Here is a 23,921-nt window from a genome sequence, read left to right as displayed (position 1 = left end):
GAGGGTCGTCTTTGAGCTTGGCTTTGCGTGCTGATTCTCTCGGGACACTACCCGACTCGCAGCGGCTTGGTCATGGGCGCAAATCAGCGTAGTTAGGCGATAGAGGGAGAGTCATGAGCGGATCAAAACACGTTGCGGTATTGATGGGCGGATGGTCGTCGGAGCGGGAGGTCTCGCTGCGGTCTGGCAAGGCCTGCGCCGATGCGCTGGAGCGCCGCGGCTATCGGGTCACGCGCATCGACGTGAAGCGCGATATCGCAACCGTGCTCGACATGCTGAAGCCTGACGCAGCACTGGTGATGCTGCACGGCAAGCCTGGTGAGGACGGCACCATTCAGGGCGTGCTCGAGACGCTGGGAATTCCCTATTCCCATTCCGGCGTTCTCTCCTCATCGCTGGCGATGCAGAAGGATCTCGCCAAGACCGTGCTGGCGACGGCCGGCGTGCCCGTGCCGGAAGGTTTGACGCTGAGCCGGGCGGAAATCGCCAAGGGCCACGTCATGGCGCCGCCTTATGTCATCAAGCCGATCGCGGACGGCTCCAGCGTCGGGGTTTTCATCGTCACCGAGGCCCATGCCCACCCGCCGCAGGAGCTTTTCCGCGAGGACTGGCCCCACGGGGAGCAACTGCTGGTTGAAAAGTACATCGCCGGCAAGGAACTGACCTGCGCGGTCATCCAGGGCGAGGCGACCGGGGTGATAGAGATCGTTCCATTGATCAAATTTTACGATTACGAGGCAAAGTACTCACCGGGCGCATCAAAACACATCCTGCCTGCTCCTATTTTACCTTTTGTTTACCAGGAAGTCCGAAGGTTAACGCTGGCGGCGCATGTGGCGCTTGGCTGCCGGGGCGTTAGCCGTGCGGATTTCCGCTACGACGACCGCATCGAGGGACTTGGGGGATTGTCCTGCCTCGAGGTGAACACCCAACCCGGCATGACCGAGACGTCACTTGTTCCAGAGCTTGCGGTCCACGCAGGCGTAACATTTGACGAGTTGGTGCAATGGATGGTGGAGGACGCCTCGCTCGATCGTTAGGATCGCAGAGGCCCCAATCTAATCCCAAGACAAGAGCCGCCTCCGCAGCGCCGCGTTCGCGCGGCCGCGCGAACGCCTCTGCGCGCCGTCCCGCATTCAAAGATACAAGTCGTTTTGCGTCCCATCCCTGGATCGCCACGATCGAACGCCGGCTGCCGCGCTTCGCCGGGCTTGCCGCAACCGTGGTGATCCTGATCGGCGCGGCGGTGCTTGGCATCGTCAAGGGCGGTCACACCGACGACGTTCTCAATGCGCTGAGCGATACCCGCAATGCCGCCGCCAATTCGGTCGGGTTCCGTATCACCAGCGTCGCGATCTCCGGCCGCAAGCAGCTGACGCAGGATGAGGTTCTTGCCGTCGGCGGCGTTAACGGCCGCTCGTCGCTGCTGTTTCTCGATGCGGCGACAGCGCGCGACAAGTTGAAAGCCGATCCGTGGATTGCCGATGCCACCGTGCAGAAGCTTTATCCGGGCCGGTTGCAGATCGACATCACCGAACGCAAGCCGTTCGCGCTGTGGCAGGAGAACGGCCGTGTCTCCGTGATCTCGTCGGACGGCACAGTGCTTGAGCCATATGTGGCGCGGCGTTTCGTGTCGCTGCCACTGGTGGTGGGCAAGGGCGCGGAAACCCGCGCCAAGGATTTTCTCGATCTGCTGGCGCAATATCCGCAGGTGCGCACCGCCGTGAAGGCGATCGTGTTCGTCGGTGAGCGGCGCTGGAATTTGCGGCTGGCCGACGGCATCGACGTCCGGCTTCCGGAATTCGAGGTCGAGAAGGCGCTGGCGACGCTCAGCAAGATGGACAAGGAAAACGGGCTGTTTTCGCGGGACATCACCGCCATCGACATGCGCCTGCCGGATCGTCTGACCGTGCGGCTGTCGGAAGCCGCGGCGAAGGCGCGCGACGACCTGCTCAAGGACAAGAAACCCAAGAAGGCTGGTGCCGCATGACCAGTCTTGATGGCGTTCAGACCCCAAAGACCCGTCAGATGCCGCCGAACAAGACGGCGCTGGTGGCCGCGCTCGACATCGGCACCAGCAAGATCGCGTGCCTGATCGCGCGGCTGAAGCCGTGCCCGCCGAGCGATGCGCTGCGCGGCCGCACCCATTCGGTCGAACTGATCGGCCTCAGCCATATCCAGTCGCGCGGCGTCAAGGCCGGCGCGGTCGTAGACCTCAACGAATGCGAACAGGCCGTGCGTCACGCAGTGGCGCTGGCGGAGCGCATGGCCAAGGTCCGCGTCGAATCGGTGCTGCTGTCGGTTTCGGCCGGCCGCCTGCAGGGCGATCTCGTCGAGGCCTCCTCGGAATTGCGCGGCGGCGGCGTCACGCCTGCCGACATGAGCCGCGTCATCAGCGCCGGAATGCATCATGCGACGCCGCAGGGCCGCACTGTGCTCCATGTCCTGCCGGTCGGCTTCTCGCTGGATGGCGTGAAGGGTGTCCGCGACCCGAGCGGCATGGTCGCCCGGCATGTCGGTATCGACATGAATGTCATCACGGCCGACGCAACCGCAGCAAAGAACCTGATGCTGGTGGTCGAGCGCTGCCATCTCAACGTCGAGGCGATGGCCTGCGCGCCTTATGCCGCCGGATTGTCGGTGCTGACCGACGACGAAGCCGATCTCGGCGCTGCCGTCGTCGAGATGGGTGCTGGCACGACAACGATAGCAACCTATTCGAATGGCCAGTGCGTCCACGCCAGCGGATTTGCGCTCGGCGGGCAACACGTCACGGTGGATTTGGCGCGCGGCTTAGGTGCCTGCATTGCGGATGCCGAGCGAATCAAGACGTTATATGGCACCGTGCTGACCGGCGGATCCGACGCGCGCGACGTCATGAGTGTGCCTGTGGCGGGCGGTGACGACCGGGACGAGCCGCAGATTGTTTCCCGCGCGACGATTGCGAACATCGTGAAGCCGCGGGTCGAGGAGATTTTTGAAATGGTCAGGGACCGGCTCGCGGATTCCCCCTTTGCGGCAGAGCCGCGGGCGCGAGTTGTCTTGACCGGCGGGGCCTCGCAGCTCACCGGCATTCCAGATCTGGCTGGCCGCATCCTGGGCCGCGAGGTACGCATCGGCCGCCCGCTCGGTTTCGGACGTCTGCCCCATGAAGCCAAGAGCGCATCGTTCGCGGTGCCGACGGGCCTGCTGGTCTATCCGCAATTCGCACATCTTGAACACGTTGAACCGCGGCATACGCGGCAGCTCATGACAGGGACCAACGGCTATTTCGGAAAGGTCGGACGATGGCTTCGAGAGGGCTTCTGATGATCTCAACACCGGATCGGACCATTCCATCAACCGCTTTGGCGTGCAGCCCAAGCCCCCACGCGCGCGCATAATCGAGAGGCAACCATGACCATCAATCTCACCCCCCCTGATGTTCGCGAGCTGAGGCCCCGCATCACCGTGTTCGGTGTCGGCGGCGCGGGCGGCAACGCCGTCAACAACATGATCTCCGCCGGATTGCAGGGCGTCGACTTCGTCGTCGCCAACACCGACGCGCAGGCCCTCACCATGTCGAAGGCCGAACGCATCGTGCAGATGGGCACCCAGGTGACCCAGGGTCTCGGCGCGGGTTCGCAGCCGGACGTCGGCGCCGCAGCCGCCCAGGAAGTGATCGACGAAATCAAGGATCACCTCACCGGCGCGAACATGGTGTTCGTCACCGCCGGCATGGGCGGCGGCACCGGCACAGGCGCTGCTCCCGTCATCGCCGCGACCGCGCGCGAGATGGGCATTCTCACCGTTGGCGTCGTGACCAAGCCGTTCCACTTCGAAGGCCAGCGCCGGATGCGCACGGCCGAGACCGGCATCGCCGAGCTCCAGAAGGTGGTCGATACGCTGCTGATCATTCCGAACCAGAACCTGTTCCGCGTCGCCAACGAGAAGACGACGTTTGCCGACGCCTTCGCGATGGCCGACCAGGTGCTCTACTCGGGCGTCGCCTGCATTACCGACCTGATGGTCAAGGAAGGCCTTATCAACCTCGACTTCGCCGACGTCCGCGCCGTGATGCGCGAAATGGGCAAGGCGATGATGGGCACCGGCGAGGCCACCGGCGAGAAGCGTGCGCTGACCGCGGCCGAAGCCGCGATCGCCAACCCGCTGATCGACGACAGCTCGATGCGCGGCGCGCGGGGTCTCCTGATCTCGATCACCGGCGGCAAGGACCTCACCCTGTTTGAAGTCGACGAAGCCGCGACCCGTATCCGCGAGGAAGTCGACAATGACGCCAACATCATCGTCGGCGCGACCTTCGACGAAACCCTCGACGGCATCATCCGCGTGTCGGTGGTCGCAACCGGGATCGATACCGTCGTGGCAAGCCGCGCCACGCCTCCCGTTCAGGCGATCACTTCCGCCGGACCGGAAAGCCGCCTTGCCGAATTGACGGCGCGTTTGCGCGCCGACAATCAGCGCATGGCGGAGCGCGCGCAGCAGCAGAAGGCCGCACCGGCGTCTGCTCCGGCGCCCGCCCGCGCCACCGCCGACCAGATCGACCGCGCCGCGCTGGCCGCGATCGCCGAAGCTGTCTCGCCGACCGAGCGTCCGGCTCAGGCGCCGATGCAGCCTGCCGCGTATGGCGACGTCAGCGTGCGTCCGATCCCGCCGAAGCCCTCGCTGTTCCCGGATCACGAAGAGCCGATGAACCTGCAGGAAACCGCGCCGCCGTCATCCTTCATTCCGCAGCCTGCGGAGCGGATGCCGGTTCGCACGCCTCGCATGCCGCAGTTCGATGAATTGCCGGTACCGGCGCAGAACCAGATCCGCCACGCCCGCGGTGAAACCACCGAGGAGCATCCGCAGCAAAAGCGCACATCGCTGCTCCAGCGTCTCGCCAATGTCGGCCTTGGCCGCCGCGACGAGGACAGCGAGCCGCCAATCGCGGCCCGCGCGTCCGGCCCCGCGATGTCGCCGATGCCGCCGCTTCCCGAGCGCAAGCCGCAGCGTCCGGTTCCGGCGCAGTACGGCGGAGCAGGCGATCCGGTATCTGAGTATGGCCGCCGTCCGGCTCCGCAGGGACTCGATTCGCACGGCCGTCCGGCCCCGGTCGCCCCGCAGGGCGGTGCCGAGGACCATCTGGATATCCCCGCTTTCTTGCGGCGTCAGGCCACCTGACGTTTGTTACAGTCCGTGCAAACGGCAATGCCCCGGCTTCAAAGCCGGGGCATTTTGCTTTTGGAGGCACCTGCGTCAGGGCGCGTAAACTAAATATTTGTTTTTGCTGGTAAAATTAGACCCATTGTCCGGGTGCCGCGAGGGTTTCTAAGCCCTCGGATTGCGGGGAAATAGGCCGGACCGGCGGCACGAATGCGGCGAGTTTGGGGTAACAATCTGTAAACAAGCGTGAGTGGCGCTCTCCAGCGGAGGGATTAAGGTCCGTTCACGTTGGGGGACAATCCTAGGTCGCACCGCCGTCTAACAGGCGAAACCGGCTCGAATATAGCCAGCTTGGTTATAGCGCGACTTGGATAGTAAACTTTGGGCACTGGAATGAAATCGAGTCGGCAGACAACGCTCCGGTCGCCAGTCACCGTGACAGGCATCGGCGTTCATTCTGGTACTCAGGTCAGCCTCACGCTCGGGCCCGCCAGCATCAATGCGGGTTTCGTTTTCATCCGCACCGGCGCCGATCGCGAAATTAAGGCCACGGTGTCCTCCGTCATCGCGACCGAGCTTGCGACCGTGCTGGGTGACCATCAGGGTCCGCTCGTTTCCACCGCCGAACATGTTCTGGCCGCGCTGCGCGGCATGGGCGTCGACAACGCCACCATCGAAGTCGATGGCCCTGAAGTGCCGATCATGGACGGCAGCGCTGCTCCTTTCGTCGAGGCCATTGATCAGGCCGGTATCGTCAAGCAGAACGCCGCGCGCCGCTTCATCGAAGTGTTGAAGCCGGTGCAGGTCGTGCAAGGCGAATCGTTCGGTGAAATCCGGCCTTACGCCGATGGTTTCCGCGCCGAACTCGAAATCGAATTCACCAATTCCCCGATCGGGCGTCAGGCCTATGCCTTCGACCTCGATGCCAACAGCTTCCGCCGCGACATTTGCCGTGCCCGCACCTTCGGCTGCATGGGCGACGTCAACAAGCTCTGGAGCGCGGGTTACGCCCTCGGCGCGTCGCTCGAGAATTCCGTGGTGTTCGACGACACCCGCGTTCTGAACACCGAAGGCCTTCGTTATGCGGACGAATGCGTCCGTCACAAGGTTCTCGACGTGGTGGGCGACCTGGCGCTGGCCGGTCTGCCGCTGATCGGCCTGTACCGTTCGGTGCGCGGCGGTCACAGGCTCAACCATGCCGTGCTGACCGCCCTGATGGCCGACCGCCATGCCTGGCGGATCGTGGAAGCCACCCCGCCGGTGCTCGAACGTCCCGTCGTGGCCCGCCGTTCGCGCGGCCACGCCGATGTGGCCGGGGGCATGGTTGCCGCGGCCTACGCGCCGGACGTGTCCTGAACGCCTCAGTTTCCCTGTTTAACCAAGTCACTGTTCAGGAGCGGCAATCCGCCTTAATCCCGGCGAAATGTCTTCCTATCCGGTTGGTCAGGAACTGTTTTTCAGCTAAATAGGCTTTGCTGAACAGGCATGGCTGGACGGGCTTCGGGGACTGCTTGCGCCGGACGCACGGCATCGGGCTTTCCAGCACGCCAACACCCGTGATCGGTTCGGTCTCTCGCGTCGGATTTACATTCAGGTCGGCCCAAACGTATGACGCTCGCATTGCGCAAACAGACCCGTCCGTCCCGCACGACCGGCCTTGTCCGTCATGCGTACCTTGTGTTCGGACTGATGGTCCTGACCGTGCCGCTGAGCGGCTGCGGCGGCGGCGCGCTGTGGGACAAGTTCATGACCAAGGAAGAAACCTTCGTCGATGAGCCTGCTGAAAAGCTCTACAACGAAGGCCTCTACCTGATGAACAAGAAGGGCGACCGCAAGGCCGCCAACAAGAAGTTCGAGGAAGTCGATCGCCAGCACCCGTATTCGGAATGGGCGCGCAAGTCGCTGCTGATGTCGGCTTACGCGGCTTACGAGAACGGCGACTACGACGAATCGATCTCGTCGGCCAACCGTTACGTCGCGCTGCATCCCGGCAGCCCGGATGCCGCCTATGCGCAGTATCTGATCGCGGCTTCCAACTTCGACCAGATCCCTGACGTCTCCCGCGACCAGGCCCGCACCGAAAAGGCCATCGCCGCGCTTGAGGAAGTGGTCCGCAAGTATCCGACCTCGGAATACGCAACCAGCGCCAAGAAGAAGATCGAGGCCGCGCGCGACCAACTCGCCGGCAAGGAAATGACGGTCGGCCGCTACTATATGGACAAGAAGGACTACACCGCCGCGATTAACCGCTTCAAGGTCGTGGTGACGCAGTACCAGACCACGCGGCACGTCGAAGAGGCGCTGGCGCGTCTCACCGAGGCCTATATGTCGATCGGCATCGTTCCGGAGGCCGAGACCGCCGCAGCCGTTCTTGGCCACAACTTTCCTGACAGCCGCTGGTACAAAGACGCGTACAATCTTGTAAAGTCGGGTGGTACCGAACCGGCCGAAAACAAGAGTTCCTGGATTAGCCGGGCATTCAAGAAGGTCGGCCTCGGCTAAACTCGCGTCAGGACCCACTCCGCATGCTGGCCCGGCTTTCGATCCGTGACATCGTCCTGATCGAGCGGCTCGACATCGATTTCCTCAAAGGCCTTGCTGTCCTCACCGGAGAAACCGGCGCGGGCAAATCCATTCTGCTGGACGCATTCGCGCTTGCGCTCGGCGGACGCGGCGACGCCAGCCTCGTGCGCCACGGCGCGGAGCAGGGACAGGTCACGGCCGCGTTCGAGGTTTCCAAAAAACATCCGGCGAGCGCGATCCTTCGCGACAACGGGCTCGACGATACCGGCGAGATGATCCTGCGCCGCGTGCAGTTTGCCGACGGACGCACCCGCGCCTTCCTCAACGATCAGGCGATCAGCGTGCAGACCCTCAAGGCGGTCGGCGCGACGCTGGTGGAAATCCACGGCCAGCACGACGAGCGCGCGCTGGTCGACACCGCCACGCATCGGCGGCTGCTCGATGCCTTTGCCGCGCTCGAAAAGGATGTCGGTGCGGTCGAGATATTGTGGGATGCGCGACGCACCGCGCGCACGGCGCTGGAGGCGCATCGCGCGGGCATGGAACGCGCGGCGCGCGAGGCGGATTATCTACGCCATGCATCCGACGAGTTGAAGAAACTCAATCCGCAGGACGGCGAGGAGACGTCGCTCGCGGAACGGCGCACCATCATGATGCAGGGCGAGAAGATCGCCGAGGATCTGCGCGATGCGCAGGCGGCGGTCGGTGGCCCGCAATCGCCGGTGTCGTCGCTGGCCGCCGCTGTGCGCCGGCTGGAACGCCGCGCAGGTACTGCGCCTGCGCTGATCGAGCCTGCGGTGAAGGCGATGGACGCCGCGATCAACGCGCTGGAAGAGGCCGACCAGCATCTCAATGCGGCGCTGATCGCTGCCGACTTCGATCCGCTCGAACTCGAGCGCATCGAAGAACGGTTGTTCGCGCTGCGCGCAGCGGCGCGGAAGTACTCGACGCCGGTCGACGGGCTGGCGGCGCTGGCGCAGCGCTATGCGTCGGACGTCGCCTTGATCGACGCCGGCGCGGATCAGTTGAAAGTGCTGGAGAAGGCGGCGGTCGCCGCCGAAAAGGCTTATGATGCTGCCGCGCAGAAATTGTCCGCCGCGCGCATCAAGGCCTCGGAGAAACTCAACAAGGCGGTCAACGCCGAACTCGCGCCGCTGAAACTGGAGCGCGCGAAGTTTTCCACGCAGGTTGAATCCGACCCGGCATCGCCGGGGCCGCAGGGCTTCGACCGCGTCGAATTCTGGGTGCAGACCAACCCGGGCACCAAGCCCGGCCCGCTGATGAAGGTTGCGTCTGGCGGCGAACTCTCGCGGTTCCTGCTGGCGCTGAAGGTCGTGCTGTCGGATCGAGGTTCGGCACCGACTTTGGTGTTCGACGAAATCGATACCGGCGTAGGCGGCGCCGTCGCGGACGCCATCGGCGCGCGGCTGGCGCGGCTGGCCGAGAAGGTTCAGGTCATGGCCGTGACGCATGCGCCGCAGGTGGCGGCGCGCGCGGACCAGCACTTGCTCATTTCCAAGGATGCGCTCGACAAGGGCAAGCGTGTCGCAACACGCGTGGCGATGTTGGCGAAGGATCATCGCCGCGAGGAAATCGCGCGGATGCTGGCGGGCGCGGAAATCACCGCAGAGGCGCGGGCGGCGGCGGAACGCCTGCTCAAAGCCGCGACGGCGTGAGTTGACGTCATGGCTGCGAAACCGAAGAAAGCCCCCATCGCCGTCGACAAGCTCACCGAGACGCAGGCCAAGGTCGAACTGGTGCGGCTTGCGCTTGAGATCGAACGTCACAACGAACACTATTACCAGCACGACGCGCCGAAAATTTCGGACGCGGACTACGACGCCTTGCGTCAGCGCAGCGACGCCATCGAGGCGCGGTTTCCGGGGCTGGTCACACAGGATTCCCCGTCGAAGAAAGTCGGCGCTGCGCCGTCGAGCCGCTTCGCCAAGGTGCCGCACACAGTGGCGATGCTGTCGCTCGGCAACGCTTTCAGCGACGAAGACGTCACCGATTTCGTCGACCGCGTGCGGCGTTTCCTGAAACTCGGCGAGGACGACATTCCGGCTATCGTGGCCGAGCCGAAGATCGATGGCCTGTCGCTGTCGCTGCGTTATGAGGACGGCGAACTGGTGCGCGGCGCGACGCGCGGCGATGGCTTCACCGGCGAGGACGTAACCGCCAACGTGCGGACCATGTCCGACATCCCGCACAAGCTGAAGGGCCGCAACATTCCAGCCGTCTGCGAAATCCGCGGCGAAGTCTACATGCTCAAGAAGGATTTCCTCGCGCTCAACAAGCGGCAGGCTGCCGCCGAAGACACCGTGTTCGCCAATCCGCGCAATTCCGCCGCAGGTTCGCTGCGCCAGAAGGATCCGTCGATCACGGCGTCACGTCCGCTGAAGTTCTTCGCCTATGCCTGGGGCGAGATGAGCGCGATGCCGGCCAAGACCCAGCACGAGATGATCGAGTGGATCGAGAACGTGGGCTTTGTCACCAATCCGCTGATTACGCTGTGCAAGGATGTCGACGGACTGTTGAAGTTCTATCGCAAGATTGAAACCAAGCGCGCGTCACTCGGCTATGACATCGATGGCGTGGTCTACAAGGTGGACCGGCTCGACTGGCAGGACCGGCTCGGCTTTGTCACCCGCACGCCGCGCTGGGCCATCGCGCACAAGTTCGCCGCCGAGCAGGCGACCACGGTTCTCAACGACATCGAAATTCAGGTAGGCCGCACCGGCGCGCTGACGCCGGTGGCGAAACTTGCACCCGTGACGGTCGGCGGCGTGGTGGTGCAGAACGCCACGCTGCACAACGAGGATTACATCAAGGGCGTCGGCAATGACGGCCAGCCGATCCGCGACGGCATCGACATTCGCATAGGGGACACCGTGGTGATCCAGCGTGCGGGCGACGTGATCCCGCAGATCGTCAGCGTCGTGCTCGACAAGCGCCCGAAAACGGCGAAGCCTTACAAGTTTCCCACGGTCTGTCCGGCCTGTGGCAGCCACGCGGTGCGGGAGGAAGATCCAAAAACGCTGAGGCCGGATTCGGTGCGCCGCTGCACCAACTCGCTGGCATGTCCGGCCCAGGCGAAAGAGCGGCTAAAACATTTCGTCGCGCGCAACGCCTTCGACATCGACGGTCTTGGCGACAAGCAGATCGAGGAGTTTTTCACCGACGGTCTGATCATGTCGCCGGTCGATATTTTCACGCTTGAGAAGCGCGATGGGCGCGCGGTAAAGAAACTCGCCGACCGCGAGGGTTTTGGCGCAACATCGATACGCAATCTTTTTGCCGCGATCGATGCGCGGCGTACCATTGCGCTGCATCGGTTTATTTTTGCGCTCGGCATCCGCCATGTTGGCGAGGGAAACGCGAAGCTCCTGGCCCGGCACTACGGCACGGTCGAGGCTTTCCGCGCGGCGATGATCGCAGCGGGCGAGGGTGAGGAGCCCGAGGCCTATCAGGATCTGAACGGCATCGAAGGCATTGGCGCTGTGGTGGCCAATGCCATCGTCGAATTTTTCAAAGAGCCTCATAGCGTCAAGGCGGTGGACGATCTGCTCGGCGAGATCACCGTGCAGCCGGCCGAAAAGGTGAAAACCGATACACCGATCGCGGGAAAGGTCGTGGTGTTCACCGGGTCGCTGGAGAAATTTACCCGCGAAGAGGCGAAGGCCACCGCCGAGCGGCTTGGCGCCAAGACCTCAGGTTCAGTGTCGAAGAAAACCGATTATGTGGTGGCGGGGCCGGGCGCTGGCTCGAAGCTCGCCGAAGCCAACAAGCTCGGCGTCAAGGTGCTCACCGAAGACGAATGGCTGGCGCTGGTCGGCGGGCGCTAACGTCATTGCGAGCGAAGCAATCCATTTTGATTTGTCGAGGGATTGGATTGCTTCGTCGCAAGCGCTCCTCGCAATGACGACTCGACCGTAACGCTAGATCAATCCCGTCTCATCGCCTTCTGCCTTGACGATTTGTTCGGCCGTGACGGCTTTACGGGTGCGCGGTACCAGCAACACGATGACGGCCGCGCACGCGGCCGAAATCACCAGGATCGCGATGTTCAGCGGCAGCGGCGTGGCGAACTGGCCGCCGAGGAATGCGCCGAGTTGCGAACACAGCGAACCGAAGCCCATTTGCAGGAATCCCATCGCGCCTGCCGCAGTGCCGGCAGCCTGCGGGCGAATGCTGATGGCTCCCGCCGATGCGTTGGCCATTGCGAATGCATTACCGAACATCACGATCATATGCGTTCCGAACAGCCATGACGGAACCTGATTGAGGCCCGTGACGCCCCAGACCACGTTGATGATCGAGCCGGCGATCTGCAGCGCCAGCCCGAGCCAGATCATGCGGTCGATGCCATAGCGCGGCGACAGCCGCACCGACACCAGATTGCCGAGCAGGTAAGCGAAGCCTGAAGTCGCGAACCATAATCCGTATTCTGCGGTGGAGCGGCTCATCTGGTCGACGACGATGTAGGGTCCACCGCCTGCGAAGGTGAAGATGATGGCCGAGGCCAGCATTTGGCACAGCAAATAGCCGATGAAAACGCGGCTCGATGACAGCGCGCGGACATCCTTGAAGAACCCGCTGTCGCTTGTCTGGGTTCGATGGGGGCGGGTTTCCGGAAGGCCCAGCGCGATGCCGATGGTAATCGCAACCGATGTCGCTGCCATGAAGTAGAAGATCGCGCGCCAGCCGAAGCTGGTTTCCAGCAGGCCTCCGATCAGCGGACTGAGAAGTTGTGCGATCATCATCACCGCGATGACGAGGCTGATCATGCCGCCGATGCGTTCGCGCGGATAGAGATCGCGAATGATGGCGCGGCTCATCACCATGCCGGTGGCTCCGCCGAGTGCCTGCAGGAAACGTCCGGCAATCAGCTGCGGCAGCGTCTGCGCGAACATGCAGATGATCGTGGCGATCACCGCAAGCCCGAGACCGGCGAGCAGTACGGGCCTGCGGCCGAAACGGTCCGACAACGGCCCAGTCAGCAATTGCGAGATCGCGAGGCCGACCATGAACAGCGAGACATTGAGTTGCACGGCGGAAACGTCACTGGCCAGTGTCTTCGCCAGGATCGGCAGCGCCGGCACCAGAATGTACAGCGAGACCGGCGCGATGCCGTTCATCGCCACCAGCATCAGCAGCAGTTTCCACGAGGTGGGAGTTGCAACCCTTGCGGCTGCGATCTCTCTTTTTTGGTCGGTCACGTTATCCGGATTCTTTTTGTTGTATTCAGATCGCTGCCTTCGGATTCATCTTTCGTGAGTCATCTTTCGTGAGTCATGGGCTCCGTCGCCGCATCGAGCCAGACCTTCGTCGCTTCATCCTCCACCAGCGGTCGGATCTCCTCGCGCACCCGTGCGTGATAGGCGTTGAGCCAGCGCAGTTCCTGCTTGCTGATGCGTGCGGCGTCGATCAACCGCCGGTCGATCGGGGCAAGGGTCAGCGTCTCGAAGCCGTTCATCGGCTTTTCCGCGCCCTCGATGATCTTCTCGACCACCAGTTCGAGATTTTCGATGCGGATGCCGAAGGCATCTGTTTTGTAGTAGCCCGGCTCGTTGGACAGGATCATGCCGCGCTTCAACGGCGTGGTGCCGAGCTTGGAAATCCGCGCCGGGCCTTCGTGCACCGACAGATAGCTGCCGACGCCGTGGCCGGTGCCGTGATCGAAGTCGATGCCGGCGTGCCAGAGGAATTGCCGCGCGAAGGCGTCGATCTGCGCGCCGCTGATGCCGTCGGGAAACACCGCTCGCGAAATCGCGATGTGTCCGCGCAGCACCCGCGTGAAACGGTCGCGCATTTCGTCCGTCGGCTCGCCGATCGCAATCGTGCGCGTCACGTCGGTGGTTCCGTCTTCATACTGCGCACCGGAATCGATCAGCAGGAGATCGCCGGGCGCGATGCGGCGGTTGGATTTCCGCGTCACGCGATAATGCACGATGGCGCCGTTCGGGCCGGTGCCGGAAATGGTGGGGAAGGACACATCCTTCAGCGCGCCGGTGTCGCGGCGGAATGTTTCCAATACCTCCACGGCATCGATTTCAGTCAGTTTGCCGGACGGCGCCTCGCGGTCGATCCACGCCAGAAACCGCGTCAGCGCCGCGCCGTCGCGCTTGTGCGCGGCTCGGGTGCCAGCGATTTCGGAGGCATTCTTCACGGCCTTCAACAGCGCGACGGGGTCGGTCACGCGCGCAGCCTTGCCGCCCTCGGCGGCGATCAGCCTGCTCAGTGCGTCGGCGGAGGTCGCGGCGTCGAGGCCGATCGCGCTCTTTTGCTGGGCCAGTTCGGCAAGGCGGGGCGTCAGTGCATCGGGCTCCCGGACGTCCGCGTTCTTTTCCAGGTGATCGCGCACACTGTTGGAGAGCTTGCGGTGATCGATGAAAATGGTGGCGCGGCCTTCTTTCGGCACCAGCGCATAGGACAGCGGCAGCGGCGTGTGCGCGACATCCGCGCCGCGGATGTTGAAGGTCCATGCCACTGCGTGCGAATCCGACAGCACCAGCGCGTCGAGCTTGAGCTTCGCGATCTCCTTGCGGATGCGCGCGAGCTTGTCGTTTTCGGCCTCTCCGGCAAACTGCGCCGGGTGGATTTTCACCGGCCCGAGCGGTGGGGTCGGGCGGTCGGTCCAGATCGAATCGACCGGATTGCTGTCCACGGCCACCAGCTCCGCGCCGGCCTTCTCGCAGGCTTTGGCAAGGCGCTCCGCTGCCGCCGAAGTGTGCAGCCAGGGATCAAATCCGAGGCGGTCGCCCGGTGAAAGCTGCGCCGCCAGCCATGTTTCCGGCGGTGGGTCCGCCAGCGGCTGGATAGCCCATGCGGCCGTATCGACCTGTTTGGCCGCCTGGATGGTGTAGCGCCCGTCCACGAACACTGCCGCCTGCCCATTGAGAACGATGGCCAGTCCGGCCGACCCGGTGAACCCGGTAAGCCACGCCAGCCGTTCGTCGGAGGGCGGCACGTATTCGTTTTGCTGGCTGTCGGCGCGGGGAATCACGAATCCGGTGAGTTGCCGCCGCAGCAGTTCCTCGCGAAATGCGGACAGCCGCGCGGTCAGCGCAACGCCGCCTTCCGGCTCTTCGAATGTCTGGAATTGGGCTTCGAACATCGGTCAACCTTAGGAGTCCGGGATGGCGGCGGCAATTGGCTGCCAGCGGGCCCATGGTGGCATGGCTTATGCTTTACATATAACCAACCCGGCAACCAACGAAGGCTGCCGGGAGAAAAAAGGGACAGGGAACGATTCTGCGTCGGCAGTTGTTGTCGGTTTCTGCCGGAGGAGATTCCGAGGGGTGTGTTTTTCAACTCAACGAAGAGGGGATTTGGACATGCCAGCTTTTATGTTTGAGAAGATTTCATCGCAGGTTCCGGGGGCAGTCCCGACAACCGCGATCAGGGAAACGCGCGGCGTCATCGTCCAGATGCTCGACCGCCTGACGGAAAACCGGCTGCAGCGCGAAGCGCGCCGGGCGAGATTCGAGGGTGGCTTTACCGAAGCCGATCTCACGCCGCGCCGGACAAGGGGCGAGTAAGAATTTACCTTCCACTTTCGGGATATCAGCGTCGCTGCATCAGGAGGCTGGTCCAGCCTTCGATCTGGATTCGCTTGATCAGTTTCAGTCCCGCTCCGCGATAGGCCACGATCACGCTGTTCGCCTGATGCGGCAGCAATCCCGACAAAATGACAAACGCGTTCGGGGCGAGGTGCGCCGCCAGTTGCGGCGCCAGCCGCCGCAGCGGGTTGGCGAGGATGTTCGCCAGCACCAGCCCGAACGGACCCCGGGCCGCGAACTGCGGCGCTGAAAACCCCGTGGCGCAGATCGTCTCCACCAGATTTCCCGCGCCGTTGAACCTGGCGTTTTCGCGCGCTACCAGCACCGATTGCGGATCGATGTCGCTGGCCAGCACGCGCCGGCGCAGTGTCCGGGCGGCGGCAATGGCAAGGACCCCGGTGCCGGTGCCGAGGTCGAGCACTCGCTTCGGGATGCGCCGGTTCAGGACCTGATCGAGCAGCAGGAGGCAGCCGCGCGTTGTGCCGTGGTGGCCGGTGCCGAACGCCAGTGCTGCCTCGATCTCGATGCCGACCTTGTTCGCGGGGATGCGGTCGCGGTCATGGCTGCCGTGGACCATGTACCGGCCGGCGTTGACGGGCACGAGGTCGGCGAGGCTGGCCTTGACCCAGTCCTTGGTCTCGACGGTGCTGAAGACGATGGATTTGGCCGCGGCCTCGCCCGCGGTGTCCGTCACCAGCGCGTGGATGATGTCGCGGTTCGGCGGTTCCGCGAAATGCATGGTGATGTCCCAGCGGCCGCCCGGGCCCTCGAATGCGGCAATCGCCAGGTCATGGCTCGGGTAGCTCTCGGTGATGATATCCACAATGCGACTGGCGAGATGTTCATCGCCGATGGCGAAGGTGGCCTGCGTCGCGGGCGGGGATGGTGAATTCACGGCTGGGTCCGGAGCGGTTGAAAAGAGGCTGAAATCACTGACTGCATCGCCCATTTCCCCACAGCCTGTCCACAGGTTACGAGTGGAACATACCGGGCTTCTTCACAGCCTGTTAACCATAGTTTTCCACACCTCGGTGAAGCTTCAACGGGACCAAAATCCACAAGTTATTCACAGGGTTATCCACAGGATTTCAACAGGCGTTTACAACGCTTCAAGTGAAAATTCCGTGGTGATCCCGGAGGATAATCTGCGCCGCATTGTGCCCCGGCGCGCCGGTTACGCCGCCGCCGGGATGCGCTCCTGACCCGCAGTGGTAGAGCCCCTTGAGCGGCCCGCGATAGCCGGCGTGGCCGAGCATCGGCCGGGCCGAAAACAGCTGGTTGAGCGACAGCGCGCCGTGGAAAATGTCGCCGCCGAGCAGCCCGAACTGGCGCTCCAGATCAAGCGGCGACAGCACCTGCCGCCCGACCACACTGGCGGCGAATCCCGGTGCGTAACGGTCGACCGTCGCGATCATCAGGTCGGCGACCTCGTCGCGATGGTCATCCCATGACCGGCCGTCCGGCAGTTCCGGGGCGACATGCTGGCAGAACAGGCTGGCGACGTGCTGGCCTGGAGGCGCCAGCGAGTCGTCCAGAGTCGAGGGGATCAGGACCTCGATGACGGGTTCGCGGCTCCAGCCGTGCTGACGGGCGTCGAGCCAGGCGCGGTCCATGTAGCCGAGATTCGGGGCGAGAATGATGCCCGCCGTGAGATGGTCGCCGCCGCCCGGCAGGGCCGTGAACGAGGGCAACGCCGACAGCGCGACGTTCATCCGGAAGGTGCCGGAGCCGTTGCGCCAGTTCGTGATGCGATCGAGGAATGGCTTCGGTAGCGCGCCGGCCGGGATCAATCTCGTATAGAGCAATTTCGGGTTGACGCTCGAGGCGACGTATTTCGCGCGCACCGTCGCGCCGTTGTCGAGGATGACACCGACGGCTCGGTCGCCCTCGACGATCACCTCGCGCACGCCTGCATCGGTCTCGATCTCCGCGCCGTGGGCGCGGGCGGACGCCGCCATAGCCTGCGTGATCGCGCCCATGCCACCGATGGCGTGGCCCCACAGCCCCTTCTGGCCGTTCACCTCGCCAAAGGCATGGTGGAGCATCACATAGGCGGAACCGGCCGCGTAGGGGCTGGCATAGTTGCCGACGATGGCGTCGAAACCGTACAGCGCCCTGACCAGATCGCTCTCGAAGCGGTCTTCGAGCATGTCGCCGGCCGAGCGGGTGAACAGGTCCAGCAGGATGCGCTGGTTCTCCAGCGACAGCCCGCGCAGGATGTTGGCGGTGCCTAGCGCGTTGAATGCTTCCCGCACGGCGTGAACGCCGAAGCCCTCGACCACGTCCGGCGGCGCTCGCAGCACGAAGGCCCGCAGCACGTCGGCGATGGTTTCCAGTTCACGGTTGAAATCGCCGATCCGGACCGCATCGCGTTCGCTGAGTCTGGCGACGGACTGATGCGTGCGGCCTTCGCCGGTGAGAAGATAGCTGCCGTTCGGCGCGGGCAGGAAATTCTGCGCGCGGCGGCCGACAATCCGCAGCCCGTGGCGGTGCAGTTGCAGATCTGCGATCACTTTCGGGTTGAGCAAGCTCACCGTGTAGGCGGCGACGGAATTGCGGAAGCCGGGATGAAACTCTTCCGTCACCGCAGCGCCGCCGACCGTCTTGCGGCGGTCAACGACTTTCACGCGCAGGCCCTTCATCGCAAGATAGGCCGCGCAGGTCAGGCCGTTATGGCCCGCGCCAATGATGAGTGCATCATAGTCCGACATGCGGCAGTCATAATCGCAGGGCACGCGAGGCGCGAGGGTTTTCTATCACGTGCATGTTATTGCCCGAAGTCCGAGGCTATGATCCACTCCGCCGCACTCCGGTGATTTGCCGGGAATGTCCGGAGCCTTCATGACGTCTGTGCCGTCCGAATCCGCGAGCCAGTCCACCGGCGCGAGGAATACGCTCGTTCTGGTGGTCTACACCGCAGCGATTTTCACCAGCGCCCTGCTGCTGTTTTCGGTGCAACCGCTGTTCACGAAAATGGTGCTGCCGCGGCTGGGCGGATCGCCTGCGGTGTGGTCGGTGGCGATGGTGTTCTTCCAGTCGCTGCTGCTCGGCGGATACGCCTACGCGCATTATCTCATGACGCTGAAGAGCCGCGTGGCTCCGGTCGTGATCCATCTCGTGGTACTGGCGGTGGCGCTGCTGACCTTGCCGCTGTCGATCGCAAGCGGGTGGGGCGAGCCGCCGGCGAGCGGTTATGCGTTCTGGCTGCTGGGGCTGTTCACGGTCTCGATCGGCCTGCCGTTCTTCGCGCTCGCCGCCAACAACCCGATGCTCCAGGCGTGGTTCGTCCGCACCGGCCATCCACAGGGTCCCGATCCTTATTTTCTGTATGCGTCGTCGAACATCGGCAGCTTTCTCGCCCTGCTGTCGTATCCCGTGCTGCTGGAGCCGATGTTCACGCTGCGGAGCCAGAACCTGATCTGGACCGGCGGGTACGGATTGCTGATCGTGCTGATCGCGGCGTGCGGCGTGCTGCTGATGCGCTCGCCGCCGATGACCGTGGAAGCGACCCGCGCCAGCGACGGCGATGCGCCGGCTCCCGCGTGGAGCACGCGGCTGCGCTGGGTGTTTCTCGCAGCCGTGCCGTCGGGCCTGCTGATTGCAGTGACCGCGCATATCTCGACCGATGTCGCCGCGGCGCCCTTGCTGTGGGTGCTGCCGCTGTCGCTCTATCTTCTGACATGGGTGCTGGTGTTCCAGTCGCGGCCGCTGCTGCCGCATCGTTTCATGCTGCTGCTGCAACCGCTCGCCATCGCGGGCGTCATGATTCTGCTGGTGATCGGCGGCGAACAGAATCTGCTGCTGACCCTCGGCGGTCATCTGGTCTGTTTCTTCATCATTGCCATGGCGTGCCACGGCGAACTGGCCCGCACGCGGCCCGCGGCGAGCTATCTCACCGGCTTCTATGTCGCGCTGTCGTTCGGCGGCATGGTCGGCGGATTGTTCGCGGGCCTGATCGCGCCGTACACGTTTTCATGGATTGCCGAATATCCGATCCTGCTGGCGCTGGCCGCGCTGTGCCGTCCGCAGGAAACCTCAACCGTTCGCGGCGGCATCGCGCTTTGGCTGGTCGCAATCGTGGCTGCGGTAGTGCTGATAGGACTTTCTTTCAAGTCCGGGGAGACCGAAGCGTTCCTCGAACTTAATCGGGTCTGGATGGTCACGATTGTCGCCGTCGTCATGATGGTGCTGGCGGTACTGTGGAAGATTGGCCGCTGGCAGATCGCCACGCTGGTGGCGCTGGGACTGGTTCTGGTCCGTGTCTATCCGTCGGACGACGGCCGCGTGGAAACGGTGCGCAGCTTCTTCGGCGTCCACAAGGTCGTGATGAACAGCCAGTATCACGTTCTGATGCACGGCACGACGATTCACGGCGCGCAGAAATTCCAGGAGAATGATGGAACGCCGATCACGGGCCGTCCGGAGCCGATCAGCTATTATCACAAGGACGGTGGCATGGGCCGGGCGATCGCAGCGATCCGCGAGCGTAAGGGCGGCAACATTCGCGTGGCGGTGATCGGTCTCGGCGCCGGCACGCTCGCCTGTCAATCCGCCCCTGGCGAAGACTGGACGTTCTTCGAGATCGACCAGACCATGGTCGATACCGCGCGTGATCCGCGATATTTCACCTTCGTCAATTCGTGCGAGCCCGACATGAAGCCCGTGATGGGCGATGCGCGGCTGACCTTCGCCAAGGAGAAGGACGGCACCTACGACCTGATCATCGTCGACGCCTATTCATCCGATGCGATTCCGATCCACCTCGCGACGGAAGAGGCGATGGCGATCTACAAGGCCAAGCTCGCCCCGCAGGGCGCCGTGGTGATGCATGTCTCCAACCGCCATCTCGAACTCGCCAGCGTTGTCGTCGGCATCGCCGAGGAAAACGATTTGAAGAGTTGGGTTTACAACGAGGATTCTGGCCGCGATGCCGAATACATCTTCACCACGGCGGTGGTGATCTCGGCGCGCGAGGAAGCCGATGTCGGCAAGATCGCATCGGACGAAAAGTGGGTTCTGACGGAGGCCACCGAAGGCCAGCGGGTCTGGACCGATGATTATTCCAACGTGCTCGGCGCAGTGTGGCGGCGGCTCAGGACGCCGGACGAGTAGGCGGTGTTACGCTCACTCAATTCGCATTACTCCGCGTAATAGTAATATCCGCCGCGAGGCGCGGGAGCGCGCCGCTGATAGCGGGCATCCTGCTCATAACCCTGGGCGTAACCCTGATATCCGCCCTGCGACTGATAGATGCGTCGCTGCATCGGGCCGGGATCGCTCGGTCCGTAGTAAGCCTGATCCTGCGGGAACGACGGATCGCGGTACATGCGATCGGGCGACACCTGACGCGCACGCGTGGCGGCGTTGAGGTCTTCGCTGAACGTATCCTGCGCCACGCCGCGCGGTGCGATTTGAACCGGCTGGCCATAGGCGTCGGTGCCGCGCGTCGTCGCGACGTTGGTGCGCGCCTTGGGATTTCGCGCGAGCGCCACCTGCGACGAACCCGTCAGCGTCACGGTGGTGTTGAGCAGGCCCTCGGTCTTGACGAGATCCCAGAGTTTCAACGCATTGGCGCGCGACAGCCGCACGCAACCGTGTGAGGCCGGGCTGCCGAGCCGGTTGACCGAATCCGTGCCGTGAATGGCGTGGCCCTGCTTGGTGAAGAAGATCGCGTTCGGCATCGGCGCATCATCGAATTCCTTCGAGTAATGATCCTCTTCCATGCGGAAGGTCTTGAAGCTGCCGTTCGGCGTTTCGTGCGAGGGATTGCCGCTGGACACCGGCCAAGTATAGCGCGGCACGCCGTCAACGGAGACGGTCATCTGCTGCGTGTTCTTGTCGACGAGGATGGAAACCGCAGCCTGTGCGCTGCCTGCAAGCAGCATCAAGCCGGTCACCGAAATCAAAATCGTACGCATAACTGTTGCCTCGTCTCGCCCAGCCCTTTCACTGCAATAAAGCATGGAACATGGCTTTTTTAACAGTGTCATGGTCTTAAGGTTGACGGCCGCAGCCAAACGGTTTCGTGAACGGCGCGTCTTTAAGGCGTGTTTTCGCCAAAGTTGACGCAACTTTCCAGGTTCCAGCGCGTTTGCAACGTGGGTCAAAGTTCGGCTCTCCACGGAGATTTAAAGATGAAGACTGAAGCCTTGTTCATGATCACATCGGCGCATCGGCGCTTCACGTTTGTGGCGGCCGCGCTGGCGCTGCTGGCTTTGCCGGTCGCGGCGCACGCCCAGGGCGTCTTTCGCGGCATGGAAGGCGGCGCGAACGAAGGCGTTTACAGGGGCAACCGCGCCGCGGGTCCGGTCGGCGGCGTCGTCGGAGGCGCGGTAGGCGCGGGTGTCGGTGGTGTGGTCGGCGGCGTGAATGGCGTGCTCGGCATCGACAATCGCCGCAGCTATAAGCATCGCCATTATCGCCACCACAGGCGTCACCGCTGATCGAGAGCGGCAGAACACTGGAATTCCGGCGGCGCTTCTGCAACAGGTGCGCCGCTTTTTCGTGGGCGTTGCCGGGCGGGGCCTCCCGCAAATTGAGGCAATGCCGGTCATTGCGTCAAACCACCGCGCATTGCGTTTCCGTCCCGCCTGACGCAACCTCCTGTCTCGTGATTTGCTTGAACTGGGCCGGGATTCGGCCGGGCAGGGAGGTTTTCTGAAATGAAAATCCAGACTTCGATTTCAGGTTTCGCGCGGGCGGCCACGGCGTTGGCTTTTCTGGCACTTCCGGCAATGTCGCAGGCGCAGCAGGGACCGATCAACGGGGCCGTCAGCGGCGCAGCCCAGGGCACTTACCAGGGCAAGACTGCGGCAGGTCCCGTCGGCGGTCTGGTCGGCGGCGCGGTCGGCGCGGGTGTGGGCGCTGTTGCCGGTACGCTGGGAGCCATCGGGGATGGTGCTTCGCGCGCCGTGCAGCCGGCAGACGTGCCGCCACCGCCGAATGATGCGCCTCGCGGCCGGTAGATAAACAGCCGGTTTATTGAGCTTGGGCTGTAGGGCTCAGGTCTTGAGCCGATAGCCCGTGCGGAAAATCCACCACACGGCGATCATGCACAGCGCGAGAAATCCGAGCGTCATGCCGAGGCTCAGGCCGACGCTGACATCGGCGATCTCGAAGAAGCTCCAGCGGAAGCCGCTGACCAGATACACCACCGGATTGAACAGCGTCACGGTCTGCCAGACCGGCGGCAGCATGTGGATCGAATAGAAGCTGCCGCCGAGGAACGTCAGCGGCGTGATCACCAGCAGCGGGATCACCTGCAATTTCTCGAAGCCGTCGGCCCAGATGCCGATGATGAAGCCGAACAGGCTGAACGTTACCGCCGTAAGCACGAGGAATGTCAGCATCATGACTGGGTGCGCGATCTTCAGCGGCACGAACAACCCTGCTGTGGCAAGAATAATGAGGCCGAGGATGATCGACTTGGTCGCCGCCGCACCGACATAGCCCAGTACGGCTTCAAAGGAGGACACCGGCGCGGATAGCAATTCGTAAATCGTGCCGGCGAACTTCGGGAAGTAGATGCCGAACGAGGCATTGGCGATGCTCTGCGTCAGCAGCGACAGCATGATGAGGCCCGGCACGATGAAGGTGCCGTAGCTGATGCCGTCGATCTCGGTGATGCGCGAGCCGATCGCCGCGCCGAACACCACGAAATACAGCGATGTCGAGATCACCGGCGAAACGACGCTCTGCAGCAGCGTGCGGAAGGTCCGCGCCATCTCGAACTTGTAGATTGCAGCGACGGCGTGAAAATTCATGATTGATGCACCAGGCTGACGAAGATTTCTTCCAGCGAGCTTTGTGTGGTGTTGAGATCGTTGAACTTGATTCCGGCCACGCCGAGGTCGTTCAGCAGCGATGTGATGCCGGTGCGCTCACCCTTGGTGTCGTAGGTGTAGACCAGTTCCTCGCCGTCCGCTGAGAGGTCGAGATGATGTGCGGCGAGGGACGGCGGAATGACGGTGAGTTTCTCCTGCAGGTGCAGCTTGAGCTGCTTCTTGCCGAGCTTCTGCATCAGCTTGGCCTTTTCCTCGACCAGTACGATCTCGCCTTTGTTGATGACGCCGACGCGGTCGGCCATCTCCTCGGCTTCCTCGATGTAATGCGTGGTGAGAATAATGGTCACGCCGGCGTCGCGCAGTCCGCGCACCACTTCCCACATCGCCTTGCGCAGTTCGACGTCAACGCCCGCGGTCGGCTCGTCGAGAAACAGGATTTGCGGCTCGTGCGCCAGCGCCTTGGCGATCATGACGCGGCGCTTCATGCCGCCCGACAGCGTGATGATCTGGCTCTTGCGCTTGTCCCACAGCGACAGATCTTTCAGCACCTTTTCGATATGCGCAGGGTTTTTCGGCTTGCCGAACAGGCCGCGGCTGAACGAGGCGGTCGACCACGGCGACTCCCATGCGTCGGTATGCAGTTCCTGCGGCACCAGCCCGATCAGCGAGCGCGCGGCGCGATAGTCCTTGACGATGTCGTGGCCGTCCACCGTCACCGTGCCTGCGGTCTGCACCGCGAGGCCGCAGATCACGCTGATGAGCGTGGTCTTGCCGGCGCCGTTTGGTCCGAGCAGAGCGAAGATCTCGCCGCGGCGAATATCAAGGTTGATATTCTTCAGCGCGGTGAAGCCGGACGCATAGGTCTTCGAGACGTTGGAGATGGAGATGATAGGGGACATGGGTGCGA

Annotated in this window: 19 protein-coding genes; 12 read left to right on the top strand and 7 right to left on the bottom strand. The window is 63.5% G+C overall.

Annotation, left to right across the window (positions count from 1 at the left end):
* Positions 1-113 precede the first annotated feature (113 nt).
* The 8 genes from AC07UB_RS07740 (at position 114) to ligA (ending at position 11,513) form a co-directional block, all read left to right on the top strand.
* Entirely contained in the window at positions 114-1,040 is a 927-nt protein-coding gene (locus AC07UB_RS07740) for a D-alanine--D-alanine ligase (protein WP_492792528.1), read from the top strand.
* Entirely contained in the window at positions 1,007-1,990 is a 984-nt protein-coding gene (locus tag AC07UB_RS07735) for a cell division protein FtsQ/DivIB (protein WP_492792529.1), read from the top strand. The genes AC07UB_RS07740 and AC07UB_RS07735 overlap by 34 nt, the downstream gene beginning before the upstream one ends.
* Positions 1,987-3,309 (top strand): cell division protein FtsA, encoded by a 1,323-nt coding sequence (ftsA, locus tag AC07UB_RS07730; protein ID WP_492792530.1) that lies wholly within the window; start codon positions 1,987-1,989, stop codon positions 3,307-3,309. Before AC07UB_RS07735 ends, ftsA begins: the two co-directional genes overlap by 4 nt.
* 87 nt (positions 3,310-3,396) lie before the next feature.
* Entirely contained in the window at positions 3,397-5,163 is a 1,767-nt protein-coding gene (gene ftsZ, locus AC07UB_RS07725) for a cell division protein FtsZ (RefSeq protein WP_492792531.1), read from the top strand.
* A gap of 375 nt (positions 5,164-5,538) precedes the next feature.
* Entirely contained in the window at positions 5,539-6,501 is a 963-nt protein-coding gene (gene lpxC / locus AC07UB_RS07720) for a UDP-3-O-acyl-N-acetylglucosamine deacetylase (protein ID WP_492792532.1), read from the top strand.
* Positions 6,502-6,834: 333 nt separating this feature from the next.
* Positions 6,835-7,647, top strand: a complete 813-nt coding sequence (locus tag AC07UB_RS07715) for an outer membrane protein assembly factor BamD (protein ID WP_492792804.1) — start codon at positions 6,835-6,837, stop codon at positions 7,645-7,647.
* A gap of 23 nt (positions 7,648-7,670) precedes the next feature.
* Positions 7,671-9,344 carry a DNA repair protein RecN gene (gene recN / locus AC07UB_RS07710; RefSeq protein WP_492792533.1) on the top strand — a complete coding sequence of 558 codons (1,674 nt, stop codon included), beginning with the start codon at positions 7,671-7,673 and terminating at the stop codon, positions 9,342-9,344.
* Positions 9,345-9,353: 9 nt separating this feature from the next.
* The gene (gene ligA / locus AC07UB_RS07705; protein ID WP_492792534.1) at positions 9,354-11,513 is read left to right on the top strand and encodes an NAD-dependent DNA ligase LigA; all 2,160 of its coding nucleotides are present in this window, start codon (positions 9,354-9,356) and stop codon (positions 11,511-11,513) included.
* Between the two features lie 93 nt (positions 11,514-11,606).
* Here ligA and AC07UB_RS07700 read toward each other — a convergent pair whose 3' ends face one another.
* Both AC07UB_RS07700 and AC07UB_RS07695 read right to left on the bottom strand, forming a co-directional pair.
* Entirely contained in the window at positions 11,607-12,887 is a 1,281-nt protein-coding gene (locus tag AC07UB_RS07700; protein ID WP_492792535.1) for a multidrug effflux MFS transporter, read from the bottom strand.
* A 59-nt stretch (positions 12,888-12,946) separates the two neighbouring features.
* Positions 12,947-14,785, bottom strand: a complete 1,839-nt coding sequence (locus AC07UB_RS07695; RefSeq protein WP_492792536.1) for an aminopeptidase P family protein — start codon at positions 14,783-14,785, stop codon at positions 12,947-12,949.
* A gap of 22 nt (positions 14,786-14,807) precedes the next feature.
* On the opposite strand from AC07UB_RS07695, the gene AC07UB_RS07690 reads away from it, so the two are divergent.
* A complete protein-coding gene (locus AC07UB_RS07690) occupies positions 14,808-15,209 on the top strand; it encodes a hypothetical protein (RefSeq protein WP_492792537.1) in 402 nt (133 codons plus the stop codon).
* Positions 15,210-15,234: 25 nt separating this feature from the next.
* Here AC07UB_RS07690 and AC07UB_RS07685 read toward each other — a convergent pair whose 3' ends face one another.
* Complete coding sequence (locus AC07UB_RS07685) at positions 15,235-16,179, bottom strand: 50S ribosomal protein L11 methyltransferase (RefSeq protein ID WP_492792538.1); 945 nt, start codon at positions 16,177-16,179, stop codon at positions 15,235-15,237.
* Positions 16,180-16,339: 160 nt separating this feature from the next.
* Positions 16,340-17,941 (bottom strand): phytoene desaturase family protein, encoded by a 1,602-nt coding sequence (locus AC07UB_RS07680; RefSeq protein WP_492792539.1) that lies wholly within the window; start codon positions 17,939-17,941, stop codon positions 16,340-16,342.
* Between the two features lie 130 nt (positions 17,942-18,071).
* On the opposite strand from AC07UB_RS07680, the gene AC07UB_RS07675 reads away from it, so the two are divergent.
* Complete coding sequence (locus tag AC07UB_RS07675; protein WP_492792541.1) at positions 18,072-20,342, top strand: spermidine synthase; 2,271 nt, start codon at positions 18,072-18,074, stop codon at positions 20,340-20,342.
* A gap of 26 nt (positions 20,343-20,368) precedes the next feature.
* Here AC07UB_RS07675 and AC07UB_RS07670 read toward each other — a convergent pair whose 3' ends face one another.
* The gene (locus AC07UB_RS07670; RefSeq protein ID WP_492792542.1) at positions 20,369-21,148 is read right to left on the bottom strand and encodes a L,D-transpeptidase; all 780 of its coding nucleotides are present in this window, start codon (positions 21,146-21,148) and stop codon (positions 20,369-20,371) included.
* A gap of 216 nt (positions 21,149-21,364) precedes the next feature.
* Here AC07UB_RS07670 and AC07UB_RS07665 point away from each other — a divergent pair, with 216 nt between their 5' ends.
* Positions 21,365-21,673, top strand: a complete 309-nt coding sequence (locus tag AC07UB_RS07665; RefSeq protein ID WP_492792543.1) for a hypothetical protein — start codon at positions 21,365-21,367, stop codon at positions 21,671-21,673.
* A gap of 219 nt (positions 21,674-21,892) precedes the next feature.
* Positions 21,893-22,195: a hypothetical protein gene (locus tag AC07UB_RS07660; RefSeq protein WP_492792544.1), complete on the top strand. Its 303-nt coding sequence runs from the start codon at positions 21,893-21,895 to the stop codon at positions 22,193-22,195.
* Between the two features lie 36 nt (positions 22,196-22,231).
* Here AC07UB_RS07660 and AC07UB_RS07655 read toward each other — a convergent pair whose 3' ends face one another.
* On the bottom strand, positions 22,232-22,993 hold the full coding sequence (locus tag AC07UB_RS07655; protein ID WP_492792545.1) for an ABC transporter permease: 762 nt from the start codon (positions 22,991-22,993) through the stop codon (positions 22,232-22,234).
* Entirely contained in the window at positions 22,990-23,913 is a 924-nt protein-coding gene (locus tag AC07UB_RS07650; RefSeq protein ID WP_494651503.1) for an ABC transporter ATP-binding protein, read from the bottom strand. Before AC07UB_RS07650 ends, AC07UB_RS07655 begins: the two co-directional genes overlap by 4 nt.
* Positions 23,914-23,921: the final 8 nt, after the last annotated feature.

This window comes from Afipia sp. GW821-FHT04G03 (assembly GCF_059419985.1).
This window is presented reverse-complemented; position numbering and strand designations above follow the sequence as displayed.

What these genes read in the sequence shown, in the direction of transcription:
- AC07UB_RS07715 (WP_492792804.1), top strand. Translation starts at nt 6,835, where the DNA reads ATGGTCCTGACCGTGCCGCTGAGCGGCTGCGGCGGCGGCGCGCTGTGG.
- AC07UB_RS07685 (WP_492792538.1), bottom strand. Translation starts at nt 16,179, where the DNA reads ATGGGCGATGCAGTCAGTGATTTCAGCCTCTTTTCAACCGCTCCGGAC.
- AC07UB_RS07695 (WP_492792536.1), bottom strand. Translation starts at nt 14,785, where the DNA reads ATGTTCGAAGCCCAATTCCAGACATTCGAAGAGCCGGAAGGCGGCGTT.
- ftsA (WP_492792530.1), top strand. Translation starts at nt 1,987, where the DNA reads ATGACCAGTCTTGATGGCGTTCAGACCCCAAAGACCCGTCAGATGCCG.
- AC07UB_RS07660 (WP_492792544.1), top strand. Translation starts at nt 21,893, where the DNA reads ATGAAAATCCAGACTTCGATTTCAGGTTTCGCGCGGGCGGCCACGGCG.
- ligA (WP_492792534.1), top strand. Translation starts at nt 9,354, where the DNA reads ATGGCTGCGAAACCGAAGAAAGCCCCCATCGCCGTCGACAAGCTCACC.
- ftsZ (WP_492792531.1), top strand. Translation starts at nt 3,397, where the DNA reads ATGACCATCAATCTCACCCCCCCTGATGTTCGCGAGCTGAGGCCCCGC.
- AC07UB_RS07655 (WP_492792545.1), bottom strand. Translation starts at nt 22,993, where the DNA reads ATGAATTTTCACGCCGTCGCTGCAATCTACAAGTTCGAGATGGCGCGG.
- AC07UB_RS07675 (WP_492792541.1), top strand. Translation starts at nt 18,072, where the DNA reads ATGACGTCTGTGCCGTCCGAATCCGCGAGCCAGTCCACCGGCGCGAGG.
- AC07UB_RS07670 (WP_492792542.1), bottom strand. Translation starts at nt 21,148, where the DNA reads ATGCGTACGATTTTGATTTCGGTGACCGGCTTGATGCTGCTTGCAGGC.
- AC07UB_RS07740 (WP_492792528.1), top strand. Translation starts at nt 114, where the DNA reads ATGAGCGGATCAAAACACGTTGCGGTATTGATGGGCGGATGGTCGTCG.
- AC07UB_RS07735 (WP_492792529.1), top strand. Translation starts at nt 1,007, where the DNA reads ATGGATGGTGGAGGACGCCTCGCTCGATCGTTAGGATCGCAGAGGCCC.
- AC07UB_RS07650 (WP_494651503.1), bottom strand. Translation starts at nt 23,913, where the DNA reads ATGTCCCCTATCATCTCCATCTCCAACGTCTCGAAGACCTATGCGTCC.
- lpxC (WP_492792532.1), top strand. Translation starts at nt 5,539, where the DNA reads ATGAAATCGAGTCGGCAGACAACGCTCCGGTCGCCAGTCACCGTGACA.
- AC07UB_RS07680 (WP_492792539.1), bottom strand. Translation starts at nt 17,941, where the DNA reads ATGTCGGACTATGATGCACTCATCATTGGCGCGGGCCATAACGGCCTG.
- AC07UB_RS07690 (WP_492792537.1), top strand. Translation starts at nt 14,808, where the DNA reads ATGGCGGCGGCAATTGGCTGCCAGCGGGCCCATGGTGGCATGGCTTAT.
- recN (WP_492792533.1), top strand. Translation starts at nt 7,671, where the DNA reads ATGCTGGCCCGGCTTTCGATCCGTGACATCGTCCTGATCGAGCGGCTC.
- AC07UB_RS07665 (WP_492792543.1), top strand. Translation starts at nt 21,365, where the DNA reads ATGAAGACTGAAGCCTTGTTCATGATCACATCGGCGCATCGGCGCTTC.